The 13329-nt window shown below is 71.9% G+C and carries 10 protein-coding genes; 4 read left to right on the top strand and 6 right to left on the bottom strand.

From position 1 onward, the window contains the following. Window positions 1–176: 176 nt before the first annotated feature. The 4 genes from recX to SLINC_RS32855 all read right to left on the bottom strand — a co-directional run bounded on the left by recX (window position 177) and on the right by SLINC_RS32855 (window position 4088). Window positions 177–1103, bottom strand: coding sequence for a recombination regulator RecX (gene recX, locus SLINC_RS46500; protein ID WP_079164854.1), 927 nt, complete (start codon window positions 1101–1103; stop codon window positions 177–179). 4 nt (window positions 1104–1107) lie between these two features. Beyond that, on the bottom strand, window positions 1108–2238 hold the full coding sequence (gene recA / locus SLINC_RS32865) for a recombinase RecA (RefSeq protein WP_067440824.1): 1131 nt from the start codon (window positions 2236–2238) through the stop codon (window positions 1108–1110). A 260-nt stretch (window positions 2239–2498) separates the two neighbouring features. Then, complete coding sequence (locus SLINC_RS32860; RefSeq protein ID WP_079164853.1) at window positions 2499–3776, bottom strand: AI-2E family transporter; 1278 nt, start codon at window positions 3774–3776, stop codon at window positions 2499–2501. Window positions 3777–3893: 117 nt separating this feature from the next. Next, window positions 3894–4088: a DUF3046 domain-containing protein gene (locus SLINC_RS32855; RefSeq protein ID WP_067440821.1), complete on the bottom strand. Its 195-nt coding sequence runs from the start codon at window positions 4086–4088 to the stop codon at window positions 3894–3896. Between the two features lie 80 nt (window positions 4089–4168). On the opposite strand from SLINC_RS32855, the gene SLINC_RS32850 reads away from it, so the two are divergent. Continuing rightward, a complete protein-coding gene (locus SLINC_RS32850; RefSeq protein WP_067440818.1) occupies window positions 4169–5113 on the top strand; it encodes a hypothetical protein in 945 nt (314 codons plus the stop codon). 13 nt (window positions 5114–5126) lie between these two features. On the opposite strand, the gene SLINC_RS32845 is transcribed toward SLINC_RS32850, so the two are convergent. Together SLINC_RS32845 and SLINC_RS32840 are read right to left on the bottom strand one after the other, a co-directional pair. Further along, the gene (locus SLINC_RS32845) at window positions 5127–5435 is read right to left on the bottom strand and encodes an AzlD domain-containing protein (RefSeq protein ID WP_067440815.1); all 309 of its coding nucleotides are present in this window, start codon (window positions 5433–5435) and stop codon (window positions 5127–5129) included. Beyond that, window positions 5432–6154: an AzlC family ABC transporter permease gene (locus tag SLINC_RS32840; protein WP_067440812.1), complete on the bottom strand. Its 723-nt coding sequence runs from the start codon at window positions 6152–6154 to the stop codon at window positions 5432–5434. The genes SLINC_RS32845 and SLINC_RS32840 overlap by 4 nt, the downstream gene beginning before the upstream one ends. Before the next feature lie 349 nt (window positions 6155–6503). Here SLINC_RS32840 and SLINC_RS32835 point away from each other — a divergent pair, with 349 nt between their 5' ends. The 3 genes from SLINC_RS32835 to SLINC_RS32825 all read left to right on the top strand — a co-directional run bounded on the left by SLINC_RS32835 (window position 6504) and on the right by SLINC_RS32825 (window position 13164). Beyond that, window positions 6504–11435, top strand: coding sequence for an ATP-dependent helicase (locus SLINC_RS32835; RefSeq protein ID WP_067440809.1), 4932 nt, complete (start codon window positions 6504–6506; stop codon window positions 11433–11435). A 72-nt stretch (window positions 11436–11507) separates the two neighbouring features. Then, on the top strand, window positions 11508–12350 hold the full coding sequence (locus SLINC_RS32830) for an Fpg/Nei family DNA glycosylase (protein ID WP_067440806.1): 843 nt from the start codon (window positions 11508–11510) through the stop codon (window positions 12348–12350). 49 nt (window positions 12351–12399) lie between these two features. Continuing rightward, a complete protein-coding gene (locus SLINC_RS32825) occupies window positions 12400–13164 on the top strand; it encodes an SDR family NAD(P)-dependent oxidoreductase (RefSeq protein ID WP_067440803.1) in 765 nt (254 codons plus the stop codon). Window positions 13165–13329 lie beyond the last annotated feature (165 nt).

Below are 13329 nucleotides of genomic sequence, written 5' to 3'. Positions count from 1 at the left end.
GGCGTCCTGAACGGGGGGTTGGCCCTACCTCGGCCTTGGCTCTACCTCGGTCTCGAAGGACCGGCGAGTCCGCACTCCGCCCGCTCCACGACCCGCTCAGTGGTCACAGCGGGTGCCGGCAGCGCACCGGGCTCAAACCGGGCGCCCCGGACGGATCCCCGCCGTCCGGAGAGCCCTCAGAACCCTTCGTCCTCAAGGAACTCCGTGTCCTCGCCCTCTTCTTCGAGCGCCTGCCGGACCACGCGCAGGGCCATGCCCTCGGGGTAACCCTTGCGTGCCAGCATGCCCGCGAGGCGGCGCAGTCGCTTGTCGCGGTCGAGGCCCCGGGTGGAGCGCAGTTTGCGGGCCACCAGCTCCCGGGCGGTGGCCTCCTCCTGCTCGGAGTCGAGCTGCGCGACGGCCGCGTCGATCAGCGTGGACTCGACGCCCTTGGTCCGCAGTTCCCGGGCGAGCGCGCGCCGGGCCAGTCCTCGGCCGTGGTGCCGGGACTCCACCCAGGCGTCCGCGAACGCGCTGTCGTTGATCAGCCCGACCTCCTCGAACCGCGACAGCACCTCCTCGGCCGCCTCGTCCGGAATCTCCCGCTTACGCAGGGCGTCCGCGAGCTGTTTGCGCGTACGCGGGGTCCCGGTGAGCAGGCGCAGACAGATCGCCCTCGCCCGCTCCACCGGGTCCGCCGGGGGCTCCTCCTTCTCGGCCCTCGACGAGGAGAGGGAGCCTCCGTCTTCACCGAACGGTTCACCGCGTCGACGCCGTCGGCGCCCACGGGAGCCGTCCGTGCCTCGGGACCCGCCACCGCTCATGGCTCCGCCGCCCTCACGGGCCGCGCCACCACGAGTCTCAGCACCGCCATGCCACGAGTCCCCACCGGAGAACCCGGAGCCGTGCGCCGAAGCGCCGTCCGGCCACGCCCCGCCGCCCGGTTCGTCGCCGTACGGCCTGTCCTCGCCGTACGGCTCCGCGCGGTCGGGCCGGCCGCCCGCACGGTCGTCGCCCCCGTACGCCTCGCTCCGCGCCCCGGTGGGCCCCTCGCCGTCGCCCCGTCTCCGCTCGCGCGGAGGGTCGGGGTAGGCGTACTCGGCCCAGTCGGTTCGTCGTGTCACGGTGTCAGCTCTTGGCAGCCGGAGCCTTGGTCTTGGCCGCCTTCGCCGCTGCGGGAGCCGGAGCCGGCACCTTCGCGGCGTCGTCCGGTGCGGCGGAGACCGCGGCGTCCGCGCCCGGCTCGGCGGCCGGCGGCGTCGGCCGGACCCCCACGCCCAGCTTCTCGAGGATCTTCTTCTCGATCTCGTTGGCGAGGTCGGGGTTGTCCTTCAGGAAGTTGCGCGCGTTCTCCTTGCCCTGGCCGAGCTGGTCGCCCTCGTACGTGTACCAGGCGCCGGCCTTGCGGACGAAGCCGTGTTCCACACCCATGTCGATCAGGCCGCCCTCGCGGCTGATGCCGTGGCCGTAGAGGATGTCGAACTCGGCCTGCTTGAAGGGCGGTGCGACCTTGTTCTTGACGACCTTGACGCGGGTGCGGTTGCCGACCGCGTCGGTGCCGTCCTTCAGCGTCTCGATGCGTCGGATGTCGAGTCGCACCGAGGCGTAGAACTTCAGTGCCCGGCCACCGGTCGTGGTCTCCGGGGAGCCGAACATCACGCCGATCTTCTCGCGGAGCTGGTTGATGAAGATCGCGGTCGTCTTGGACTGGTTGAGCGCGCTGGTGATCTTCCGCAGGGCCTGGCTCATCAGGCGGGCCTGAAGGCCGACGTGACTGTCGCCCATCTCGCCCTCGATCTCCGCGCGCGGGACGAGCGCGGCGACGGAGTCGATCACGATCAAGTCGATCGCGCCGGAACGGACCAGCATGTCCACGATCTCCAGAGCCTGCTCGCCGTTGTCCGGCTGGGACAGGATCAGGTTGTCGGTGTCGACACCGAGCTTCTGCGCGTACTCGGGGTCGAGGGCGTGCTCTGCGTCCACGAACGCGACCTGGCCGCCCGCCTTCTGAGCGTTCGCCACCGCGTGCAGGGTCAGGGTCGTCTTGCCCGAGGACTCGGGGCCGTAGACCTCGATGACGCGGCCGCGCGGCAGGCCGCCGACGCCGAGGGCCACGTCGAGCGCGGTCGACCCGGTCGGGATGACCTCGATGGGCTCCTTGGAGCGGTCGCCCATGCGCATGACCGCGCCCTTGCCGAACTGCCGTTCAATCTGTGCGAGAGCGGCATCCAGGGCCTTCTCGCGGTCGGTTCCTGCCATGGGTTCCACCCGATTTGCTTGAGTCGATCGCTTCACGTCAAAGACGCTAACGCCTGCCACTGACAATGGGCCCCGACGCCCGTCCGGCCTGTGGATAACTCGGGCACTTCTCCACCGAAACCGTGCCGAAATACCCGTCGAGAACCTCGCCGAAGCCTCAATAAGAATGGATGTTCGATTTTCGTGTCAAGCGCACCACGCGCACCTCCGAGACTACGTCCCGGCTTCCCGACTCCCTGGACGCCGGGCCGCGAGCCCGATCAGGAGGAGCCGCGGGAGGAGTCCCGGGACGAGCCGCTGCCGAAGTCCTGCTCCCCCGGCCGTCGCTCCCACAGCGCACGCGCGCGTGCGAACAGACGGGCGCCCTCGCCCCGCCTCCGGTGGCCGTGGACCCGAGGATCGTCCGTGACGTCGTACCGCTTCACGTACGCACCCAGGAACGCCTGGAGCGTGGCGATCGCCGGAATGGCGATCAGCGCGCCGACCGCTCCCATGAGAGCGGTGCCCGCGACGACCGAGCCGAAGGCGACCGCGGGGTGGATGTCGACGGTCTTCGAGGTCAGCTTGGGCTGGAGGACGTAGTTCTCGAACTGCTGGTAGATCACGACGAAGACCAGCACCCACAGGGCGTACCAGGGATCGACCGTGAAGGCGATCAGCATGGGCAGGGCACCCGCGAGATACGTGCCGATGGTCGGGATGAACTGCGAGACCAGCCCGACCCACACGGCCAGCACGGGCGCGTACGGCACTTCCAGTGCTTGCAGCAGGATGTAGTGCGCGACGCCGGAGATGAGGGCCATCAGACCGCGCGAGTAGATGTAACCGCCGGTCTTGTTGACGGCGATCTCCCACGCGCGCAGCACCTCGGCCTGCTTGGCGGGCGGCAGGATCGAGCAGAGCGCGCGGCGCAGTCGCGGGCCGTCCGCGGCGAAGTAGAACGAGAACAGCGCGATCGTCAGCAGCTGGAAGAGCCCGCCGAGGACCTGCGCGGACACGTCCAGGACGCCGGTGGCGCTGTTCTGGACGTAGTTGCGCAGCCAGTCGGAGCGGAGCACGCCCTCCTGGACGTCCACCCGCTTCAGGTCGGTCTTGAAGTGGGCGTTGACCCAGTTGATGACGGAGTCGAGGTAGTTCGGGAAGTCCTCGACGATCTTGATGATCTGTCCCGCGAGCATCGAGCCGAGCAGCGTGACGAAGCCCGCGGACACGATGAGCACGGCGAAGAAGACGAGGAAGGTGGCCAGTCCCCTGCGCATGCCCCGTGAGGCCATCCAGCTCACCGCGGGTTCGATGGCCAGGGCCAGGAAGAACGCGATCAGGACGTTGATCAACAGGCCGGTGAGCTGGTGAAAGGCCCAACTTCCCAGCTGGAAGACGGCGATCAGGGCGAGCGCGAGCACCATGGCGCGCGGCAGCCAGCGGGGCATACGGGCGTTCGGCCCCGCCGCGCCGTCGGCCGGGGGCCGGGCGGGCGGCGTCGTGCCGAGTGGGGATGCGTGCCGGGCGACCTCGTCGGCCTCGTCAGTGGGTGCCACGGGGCAAGTCTGACCCACTCCGCGGACAATCGGCCGCCCACCCCTGATCTTCGTGACCGATCGGTGCTCCAGCCGTGTCCACGCGCCCGGTTCTCCGTCGGCGCGGGAGCTTCGCGCTCAGTGTTTCTCGCGCGGCACGCTCATGACGACGCAGACCACGCGCCACACTTCCTTGGCGTCCCAGCCGGCGTCCAGCGCCTCGTGCACCGTGCGCCCGCCGAGCTCCGTCATCACGTGATCGCGCGCGAAGGTGTCGGCGTAGCCCGGACCGAAGTGTTCCGCCATCCGCTGCCAGAAGACCGTCAACCGCATGACTCCAGTATCCCGCCCCTGAGAGTGGGCCTGAGCCGGGACCGCTTGCCGAGACCGCTTTCCGTCCTACGGTCTGACCCATGGCCGAAACAGGAGCTTCCCCACGCCCCCCGGCGCCCCCGGCGCGCTCCCCGCTCGCACGCGCCGAGCACTTCGTCTGGCTCACCGCGCGGGTACTGGAACAGCGCCTCTTCGCGTACCACTTCCTGGACGGGGACGCCGACCCGGTGGAAACGGCGCTGGACGCCTACCGCGGCGCGGACGGCGGCTACGGCCACGGGCTGGAACCCGACCTGCGGGGCCCGCTCAGCCAGCCGCTGCACACCGGCCACGCCCTGCGGGTCCTGGACGCCATCGGGCGCTGCGGCGGACAGCGCGTGGAGCGGGTGTGCCGGTACCTGACGTCGGTGACCACACCGGACGGTGCCCTCCCGGCGATCCTTCCCGGCCAACAGGCCTACCCCACCGCGCCCTTCCTCCCGGTCCCGGCCGACCCGCCGAGCGAACTCCTCGCCACGGGCCCCGTGGTGGGCCTCCTGCACCGCAACGAGGTGTGGCACGCCTGGCTGTTCCGGGCCACGGACTTCTGCTGGCAGGCGGTCGAGTCCCTGGAGCGGTCCCACCCGTACGAGATCCAGGCGGCCGTGGCCTTCCTGGACTCCGCACCCGACCGCCCGCGCGCGGAGGCGGTGGCCGACCGTCTCGGCCGCCTGGTGCGCGACCAACGCCTGGCGACCCTGGACCCGGACCACCTCGACGCGCATCCGGTCCCCCCGGGCTACGCCCCCGACGAGCACCACTTCCCGTACGACTACGCGCGCACCCCGGACTCCCTCGCGCGCGCGTGGTTCACGGACGACGAGATGTCCCGCTCCCTGGACCACCTCCTGACCGAGCAGGAGGACGACGGCGGCTGGCCGATCCGCCGGCGCCGCTGGGCCCCGAGCACGGCTCTGGAAGCCCGCCCCATGGTGACGATCGCGGCCCTGCGCACCCTGCACGCCTACGGCCGCCCCCTCAACTGAACGGATCGGTGACTCACCCACCCACCGCGCGCACCCCGGCGGTCACCAGCACCGCGGCCGCGACGACAACCAGGAACGGCGCACGCAACAACAGCGCCACCACGGCCGCGACAAGCCCCGCGGCCCTCGCGTCGAGCACCAGGACCCGCCCGTCGGCGAAGGTCTGCTGAGCCGTGAGGGCCGCCAGCAGGGCCACGGGCAACAGAGCGGCAAGCCGCTTGACGAGAGGCCGCTCCAGAACGCCGGCGGGCACGAGCAGCCCGGCGAGCTTGACGAGGTAGCACCCGAGGGCGGTCACACCGATGGCAATCCAAACGTTCACCGCTCCCTCTCCTCGACACCGTCACGACCGCCACGCCTACGGCTACGGCGGCCCGCCACCCACAGGACGACCGGCGCGGCAAGCGCGGCCACCAGCACCGGCACCCCGGCGGGCAGCACAGGCAGCAACCCGAGCCCCAGAAGAACCGCGCCCCCGGCAACCGCCCGTTCAACAGCGCTCTTCACCATGGGCGCCAACAACGCCAGAAAAACAGCGGGCCCCGCAGCATCGAGCCCCCACGCCTCGGTGTCCCCCATGGCCTCGGCCCCCAACGCCCCCAACAACGTCGTGAGGTTCCACAACACAAAAAGACTCGCCCCTGTCACGACGAACCCAATGCGCACACCCCGCCGCGTGGGCTGCGCCAACGCCACAGCCGTCGTCTCATCGATAACCCAATGAGCGGCGAACGGCCGCAACGCACGCGGAAGAGCAAGCAACTGCGACAAACGCAAGCCATAGAACGCATTGCGCACCCCCAGAAAGAACGCCCCCGCAGCAGCAGTGAGCGCACCCCCACCCGCCGCAAGCGCCCCCACAAGCGCGAACTGCGACGCCCCCGTGAACACCAGCAGACTCAGCACACAGCTCTGCACCACACTCAGCCCACTCCCGACCGACGTCACCCCGAAGGCAACCCCGGACAACCCCACCGCCACCCCCACCCCCAGGGCATCCCTCACGACAACGGAGTCCGCCTTATCTGTCCGCTCTGCCACATATCGGAAGGTAGACGACCCCGCCCACGACGGACAGCCGCGCACGGCGAAGGAGAGAGAGCCGGGCAGGCGAATCAGCCGCCCACGGCGGCAAGGGGCCGGGGCGGGGGGTGTCCGCCCGCAGCGTCCGGCGTCCAACACGCAGCACAGCTAGAAGACACAGCACCGCCGGACCGAGGACGGAGACCCCCCGCCCCGGCCCCGACCCACCACACAACCGTGGGCGCTACACGAACCCCCACCGAACCCGCACAGCGCGCCGCGAGGCATCCGAGACGCACCCCCAGCCCCCACGCCCGCCGAAGGCAACAGACACCCCATTGTCAGACCCCGGGTGCACGATGGACACATGGTCAGCGACACACGCCAAGCCCTGAACGGCTTCTCCCCCGCCACCCGCGGCTGGTTCGCGGGCGCCTTCGACGCGCCCACCACCGCCCAGGCAGGCGCGTGGCAAGCCATCAGAGAGGGCTCGGACGTCCTCGTCGTCGCCCCCACCGGCTCCGGCAAGACCCTCGCCGCCTTCCTCGCCGCCCTGGACCAGCTCACCTCCACACCCCCACCCGCCGACCCCAGGAAACGCTGCCGCGTCCTGTACGTCTCCCCCCTCAAGGCCCTCGCCGTGGACGTGGAGCGCAACCTCCGCAGCCCCCTGACCGGCATCCGCCAGGAATCCGTCCGCCTCGGCCTGCCCGAGCCGGAGGTCAAGGTGGGCATCCGCTCCGGCGACACCCCCGCCGCCGAGCGCCGCGCCCTGTCCACCCGCCCCCCGGACATCCTGATCACCACCCCCGAGTCCCTGTTCCTGATGCTGACGTCGGCCACCCGCGACGCCCTGACCGGCATCGAAACCGTCATCCTCGACGAGGTCCACGCGGTGGCCGGCACCAAGCGCGGCGCCCACCTCGCACTCTCCCTCGAACGTCTGGACGGAATCCTCAAGAAGCCGGCCCGCCGCATCGGCCTCTCCGCGACCGTCCGCCCGGTCGACGAGGTAGCCCGCTACCTCTCCCCCCACCGCAAGGTGGAGATCGTCCAGCCGAAGTCCGGCAAGGAATTCGACCTCTCCGTGGTGGTCCCGGTGGAGGACCTCGCCGAGCTGGCGGGCTCCCCGGTCTCCGACGCCACCGACGGTGCGGAACGCCCCTCGATCTGGCCACACGTGGAGGAGCGGATCGCCGACCTGGTCCAGTCCCACCGCTCCACGATCGTCTTCGCCAACTCCCGCCGCCTCGCGGAGCGACTCTGCAACCGCCTCAACGAGATCGCGTACGAACGGGCCACCGGCGAACCCCTCGACGAACACCACGCCCCGGCGGAGCTCATGGGCGGCTCGGGCGCCGCGCAGGGCGCGCCTCCGGTCATCGCCAGGGCCCACCACGGCTCGGTCTCCAAGGAACAGCGCGCCCTCGTCGAGGAGGATCTCAAGGCGGGCCGCCTCCCCGCCGTCGTGGCCACCTCCAGCCTTGAGCTCGGCATTGACATGGGCGCGGTGGATCTCGTCGTCCAGGTCGAGTCACCCCCCTCCGTGGCCTCCGGCCTCCAGCGCGTGGGCCGCGCGGGACACCAGGTGGGAGCGGTCTCGACCGGCGTGGTCTTCCCCAAGTACCGCGGCGACCTCGTCCAGGCCGCGGTCGTGACCGAACGCATGCGGACCGGCTCGATCGAATCCCTGAGGATCCCCTCCAACCCCCTGGACGTCCTGGCCCAGCAGATCGTGGCCATGACGGCACTCGACACCTGGCAGTTCGACGACCTCCTCGCCACGGTCCGCCGAGCCGCCCCCTTCGCGTCCCTCCCCGAATCCGCCTTCACGGCGGTCCTCGACATGCTCGCCGGCCGCTACCCGTCCGACGCCTTCGCGGAGCTACGCCCGCGCGTGGTCTGGGACCGGGTCGCCGGCACGATCACCGGCCGCCCCGGCGCACAACGGCTCGCCGTCACCTCGGGCGGCACGATCCCCGACCGGGGTCTCTTCGGCGTCTTCCTGGCCGGCTCCGACCCGAAGAAGGGCGGCGGCCGCGTCGGCGAGCTGGACGAGGAGATGGTCTACGAATCCCGCGTCGGCGATGTCTTCACCCTCGGCACCAGCTCCTGGCGCATCGAGGACATCACCCGCGACCGTGTCCTGGTCTCCCCCGCGCCGGGGGTGCCGGGCAGGCTCCCCTTCTGGAAGGGCGACCAGCTGGGCCGCCCACTCGAACTGGGCCGCGCACTCGGCGCGTTCCTCCGCGAGGTCGGCTCGCTCCCGAAGGACAAGGCCCGCGCGCGCCTCCTCGCCGCGGGCCTGGACACCTGGGCCTCCGACAACGTCCTGTCCTACCTGCACGAACAGCGCGAGGCCTGCGGCCACGTCCCGGACGACCGCACGATCGTCGTGGAACGCTTCCGCGACGAACTCGGCGACTGGCGCGTGGTCGTCCACTCCCCCTTCGGCGCCCAGGTGCACGCCCCGTGGGCGCTGGCGCTCGGCGCCAAGCTCTCCGAGCGCTACGGCATGGACGCCCAGGTCATGCACGCCGACGACGGCATCGTGCTCCGGTTGCCCGACGCCGACCTCATGGGCCTGGACCTCCTGGACCAGGAACCGACGAGGGCCGGTACGGAGTACGACGCCGACCAGGCGCCCGTAGGCGCGGCGGACGTCGTCTTCGACAAGGGCGAGGTCGACCAGATCGTCACCGACCAGGTGGGCGGCTCGGCCCTGTTCGCGTCCCGTTTCCGGGAGTGCGCCGCCCGCGCGCTGCTGCTGCCGCGCCGCAGCCCCGGCAAGCGCACCCCGCTGTGGCAGCAGCGCCAGCGCGCCGCCCAACTGCTCCAGGTGGCGAGCGAGTTCGGCTCGTTCCCGATCGTCCTGGAGGCGGTGCGCGAGTGCCTCCAGGACGTCTTCGACGTCCCCGGCCTGGTCGAGCTGATGGGCGACCTGGAGTCCCGCAAGGTGCGTCTGGTCGAGGTCACCACCCCCGAGCCGTCCCCCTTCGCGCGCTCCCTCCTCTTCGGGTACGTCGCCCAGTTCCTGTACGAGGGGGACTCGCCGCTGGCCGAACGCCGGGCCGCAGCGCTCTCGCTGGACTCCCGTCTGCTGGCCGAACTGCTCGGCCAGGCGGAGCTGCGCGAACTGCTCGACGCCGAGGTGCTGACCGAGCTGGAGCAGGAGCTCCAGTGGCTCACGGAGGACCGTCGGATCAAGGACGTCGAGGGCGTCGCGGACCTTCTCCGCGTCCTCGGCCCGCTCACCGACGCAGAGCTGGCCGAGCGGGGCGCCGAGCCGCCGTGGGCAGGGGAGCTCGCCAAGGCCCGTCGTGCGATCAAGGTCAGGCTCGCCGGTGTCGACCACTGGGCGGCGATCGAGGACGCGGGCCGTCTGCGCGACGCGCTCGGCACGGCCCTCCCGGTCGGTGTCCCCGAGGCCTTCACCGAGCCGGTCAAGGACCCCCTCGGCGACCTCCTCGCGCGCTTTGCCCGCACCCATGGCCCCTTCACGTCCACCACCGCGGCGGCCCGCTTCGGCCTGGGCGTGGCGGTCACCGAGGGCGCCCTGCAACGGCTCGCCGCGGGGGGCAGGGTCGTCCAGGGCGAGTTCCACCCGGCTGGTATCGGCCAGGAGTGGTGCGACGCGACGGTACTGCGCCGCCTCCGCCGCCGCTCCCTGGCCGCCCTGCGCCACGAACTGGAGCCGGTGCCGGCGCCCGCGCTGGCGCAGTTCCTCCCCCAGTGGCAGCACATCGGCAAGGGTCACAGTCTGCGCGGCATCGACGGACTGGTGCGTGCTGTGGAGCAGTTGCAGGGCGCGTCCGTGCCCGCCTCCGCCCTGGAGAAGCTGGTCCTGCCGTCCCGCGTGGCGACCTACACCCCGGCGATGCTCGACGAGCTCACCACGGCCGGAGAACTCGTGTGGGCAGGCGCCGGAGCCCTCCCCGGCAAGGACGGCTGGGTCTCCCTCTACGTGGCGGACGCGGCCCCCCTGCTCCTCCCTCCGCCCCACCCCCTGGAGCTGACGGCACTTCACCAGTCCGTCCTGGACGCCCTGTCCGGCGGCTACGGCCTGTTCTTCCGCCAGATCGCCGACCAGGTCCGTGCCACCACCCATCCAGACGCCACCGATCCCCAACTGGCCGACGTCATCTGGGATCTGGCCTGGTCGGGACGGCTCACGAACGACACGCTCGCCCCCATGCGCGCCCTGCTCGGCTCGGGCCGCACCGCGGGCTCCACCGCCCACCGCGCCAAGCGCACCGTCCCACGCGGCCGCTACGGCTCCCTCACGGCCGCCGCCCGCCCCGCCTCCCGCACCGGCCCTCCGACCGTCGCCGGTCGCTGGTCCCTGCTCCCCGAGCGCGACGCCGACCCCACGCTCCGCGCCCACGCCCTGGCCCGCGTCCTCCTCGACCGGCACGGCGTGGTGACCCGGGGAGCGGTCTCCGCGGAGGGCATCGAGGGCGGTTTCTCGGCGGTGTACCGCATCCTGTCCGCCTTCGAGGACAGCGGTCAGGCCCGTCGCGGCTATGTGGTCGAGGGACTCGGTGCCGCCCAGTTCGCGATGGACGGCGCGGTCGACCGCCTGCGTGCGGCGGCGAACGCCCGCGACCGCGGCGAACCCCTTCCGGCACCGCCCCAGGGCGACGGCATCCCCGACCCCTTCGACACCAACGGCCCGGCCCCGGCCGACGCCACCACGAACCCGTACGCCCCCGCTCTCGACCCCGCCTTCGGTGACGACTGGCCCCCCTCCCCCACCACACCGAGCGAGTGGGTCTCCCCCCGCGACTTCCACCCGCCGAACGGCCCCGCATCCGGCCAGTACGACACCCAGAACCCGTACGCCCCCTACAGCTCCCCCGGAAACGGCCTCCCCACCGACCGCCGAACCGGCCTCCGTTCCACCCCGGCCTCCCGAGCCACCGTCCTGGCCGCCGCCGACCCCGCCAACGCCTACGGTGCCGCCCTCCCCTGGCCGGAGCCCCCCACCGGCGCCGGGCACAAGCCGGGCCGCAAGGCGGGCTCCCTGGTCGTCCTGGTCGACGGCGAACTGACGCTCTACATGGAACGCGGCGGCAAGACCCTCCTGGCCTGGCCCACCGCACCCGACGAGGACCCCACCGCCGACCCCCGTCTCCAGGCAGCGGCCGAAGCCCTCGCCACGGCCGCCAAGGCCGGTTCTCTCGGCACGGTCACGGTGGAGCGCGTCAACGGCGCCTCGGCCCTCACCTCCCCCCTCGGCGCCCTCCTGGAAGGAGCGGGTTTCATCGCCACCCCACGCGGCCTGCGCCTACGAGCGTGAACCGGACACGACGAGCGAGAGGCCGAAGGCGCAAAAGGCAAAGAGGCCCCGCCCCCGTGCCACCCTTGACCCATGCCCGAAGGTGACACGGTCTGGCAGGCCGCGAGGCGGCTCGACAACGCCCTCGCGGGCAAGGTGCTGACCCGCAGCGACCTGCGGGTCCCGAGGTACGCCACGGCCGACCTCACGGGCCGCACCGTCCTGGACGTCACGCCCCGCGGCAAACACCTCCTCACTCGCGTCGAGGGCGGCCTGACCCTCCACTCGCACCTGCGGATGGACGGCTCCTGGAAGGTGTACGCCCCCCACCAGCGCTGGACCGGCGGCCCGGCCCACCAGATCCGCGCGGTCCTCGGCACCGCCGACCGCACGGCCGTCGGCTACCGCCTGCCCGTACTTGAACTTCTGCGCACCACCGACGAACACCGTGCCGTCGGCCACTTGGGCCCCGACCTCCTCGGACCGGACTGGGACCCGGAGCGCGCCCTGACGAACCTCCTCGCCGACCCCGCCCGCCCCCTCGGCGAGGCCCTGCTCGACCAGCGCAATCTCGCCGGAATCGGCAACGTCTACAAGAGCGAGCTCTGCTTCCTCCTCGGCGTCACCCCGTGGCTGCCCATCGGCGTCCTCCCCGCCGACCGCGCCGCCCACCTCCCCGCTCTGGCCAAGAAACTCCTGGAAGCCAACCGCGACCGCCCGATCCGCACCACCACGGGCCGCCGCGGCCAGGACCTGTTCGTCTACGGCCGCGCACCCCGCCCCTGCCTCCGCTGCCACACCCCGATCAGCGTGGCCGACCAGGGCGACGGCTCCCGCGAACGCCCCACCTACTGGTGCTCCGCCTGCCAATCCGGCCCCGCCCCGGCGCCGGGCACCCACCGAGCACCCCGAACTCGTCCCCGTACGACCAATTGACGACCCGGAGCAATTGACGACCCGTCAGAAACCCTCGTACCGTCCCCTCATGCCTCTCAAGGCGTACGACCTCACCGGCCGCACCGCGTTCGTCACGGGCGCCGCCAGCGGCATCGGACGCGCCTCGGCCGTCCTGCTCGCCGAAGCGGGCGCCACCGTGCACTGCGCGGACCTCGACGCTACGGGCCTCGAAGAGACGGCGAGGAACATCAAGGAAGCCGGCGCCACCGCCCACACCCACCACCTCGACGTCACCGACCGCGAACAGCTCCGCCGGGCCATCGCCTCCTGCGAGCGGCTGGACGTCCTGGCCGCGATCGCCGGGATCATGCACAGCAGCCCGGTCCTGGAGACCCGCGACGAAGACCTCGACCGCGTCCTGAACGTCAACTTCAAGGGCGTCCTCTACGCCTGCCAGGAGGCCGCACGCCTGATGCTCGCCCACAGGACCAGGGGCAGCATCGTCACCATGGCCTCCGGCGCCGTGGACACCGGCGGCCCCGGCCTGCTCTGCTACGGCGCGGCCAAGGCGGCCGTCGTCCAGCTCACGAAGACCCTGGCGGCCGAGGTCGGCCGGCACGGCATCCGGGTCAACGCGGTCGCACCGGGCTGGATCCGCACCCCCATGACCGACCGCCACGACACCGAGGCACAGGCGCACACCGAATCACTGATGGCCCGGATGTCACCCCTGGGCCGCGTCGGAGACCCGCAGGACATCGCCCACGCCGTACTCCATCTGGCCTGTGACGCCTCGTCCTTCACGACGGGCCAGATCCTCCGCCCCAACGGCGGCGTGGCCATGCCCTGGTAACCCCACCGGACGCGCCACGCACGCCCCGGTCCGGCACAGCAGCCGCCGCACCCGGCAGGGAGGACGTCCCCCGCCAAGCGGCCCGCCACCGCCCTGCCTCCACGGCGCCGACCGCCCGTGCCTTCGGCACACAGTGCACCGGCAGCAGACTCAGGCCCCATCCCC

It is taken from the genome of Streptomyces lincolnensis, from assembly GCF_001685355.1.
Classification (GTDB): Bacteria; Actinomycetota; Actinomycetes; order Streptomycetales; family Streptomycetaceae; genus Streptomyces; species Streptomyces lincolnensis.
This window is presented reverse-complemented; position numbering and strand designations above follow the sequence as displayed.

Excerpts from the sequence above, each read along its gene's own strand:
- recA (WP_067440824.1), bottom strand. The coding sequence starts at position 2,238 with ATGGCAGGAACCGACCGCGAGAAGGCCCTGGATGCCGCTCTCGCACAG.
- SLINC_RS32855 (WP_067440821.1), bottom strand. The coding sequence starts at position 4,088 with ATGCGGTTGACGGTCTTCTGGCAGCGGATGGCGGAACACTTCGGTCCG.
- SLINC_RS32850 (WP_067440818.1), top strand. The coding sequence starts at position 4,169 with ATGGCCGAAACAGGAGCTTCCCCACGCCCCCCGGCGCCCCCGGCGCGC.
- SLINC_RS32835 (WP_067440809.1), top strand. The coding sequence starts at position 6,504 with ATGGTCAGCGACACACGCCAAGCCCTGAACGGCTTCTCCCCCGCCACC.
- SLINC_RS32830 (WP_067440806.1), top strand. The coding sequence starts at position 11,508 with ATGCCCGAAGGTGACACGGTCTGGCAGGCCGCGAGGCGGCTCGACAAC.
- SLINC_RS32825 (WP_067440803.1), top strand. The coding sequence starts at position 12,400 with ATGCCTCTCAAGGCGTACGACCTCACCGGCCGCACCGCGTTCGTCACG.